General features: G+C 74.5%; 1 protein-coding gene. It reads right to left on the bottom strand.

The window, feature by feature from the left end; translation table 11 throughout:
- On the bottom strand, positions 1-220 hold a 220-nt coding region (locus EAO77_RS37500; protein WP_187283584.1), incomplete at its 3' end, for a nicotinate-nucleotide--dimethylbenzimidazole phosphoribosyltransferase.
- Positions 221-822: the final 602 nt, after the last annotated feature.

An 822-nucleotide genomic window follows, 5' to 3' on the forward strand; every position in this document is an offset into this window, starting at 1 on the left:
CCCCGTGGTCACCGGCGAACAGCACCACCCGCGGGCGGTCGACGGCCCGGACCGGGACGGCGGCCTGCGCCGCCGCCAGCCACTCGGCCAGCTCGTCGAGACGGCCCAGCGCCCCGGCCGGCACGACCAGCCGCTCACGCCGTTCCTCGGCGTCACGCCGCACGCCGCTGTCGGGGCGCTCGATCAGATCGGAGAAGTCGTCGAGATTCAGCCTGCTCATTCGCGGAACAGTACCGCCCCGCGTTCGCCCTGTGCGGGCCGGTGGTGGCTCGCACCCCCGCTGCGCGCGGGTGTCCTCAGGCGCCGGACGGGCTGTTGTGGTGCGGGTTCGTCCGCCTGGTGCGGGCCGGTGGTTGCAGCACGGCCTGCGGCCGTGTCCTCAAGCGCCGGACGGGCTGTTTGGGCTGGGGTTCGTTCGCCTTGTGCGGGCTGGTGGTCGCTCGCACCCCCGCTGCGCGCGGGTGTCCTCAAGCGCCGGACGGGCTGGGGTTGCCTGGGTGTGGCCGGGTACGTGGGTGTGCCGTTGGGGCGCTGCGGGGGTGTGTGCGGGCGAGGCTCGCCCGGGGTTGGCCGGTCCCTAGCGCAACGACGTTTTATCGCCCGCACACACCCCCTCCGCGCCCCTGTCGACGTGAGCGAACCGGCCCGTCCTGGCAGGGGAAGGATCGCCCCTGCGGGCCGTCGTGTGTATGTGTTGCGGCCGAAGGCCGCGCACGAGCCGGCCGAAGGCCGGTCATGGGCCCACCGGGGTGCAGACCGGACAGTCCCCTTCACCACGGTGGACGGGTCCGCGGGGTGGCTTGGGGGACGGGGCGCGCAGGG

Source organism: Streptomyces sp. T39 (genome assembly GCF_008042045.1).
Classification (GTDB): Bacteria; Actinomycetota; Actinomycetes; order Streptomycetales; family Streptomycetaceae; genus Streptomyces.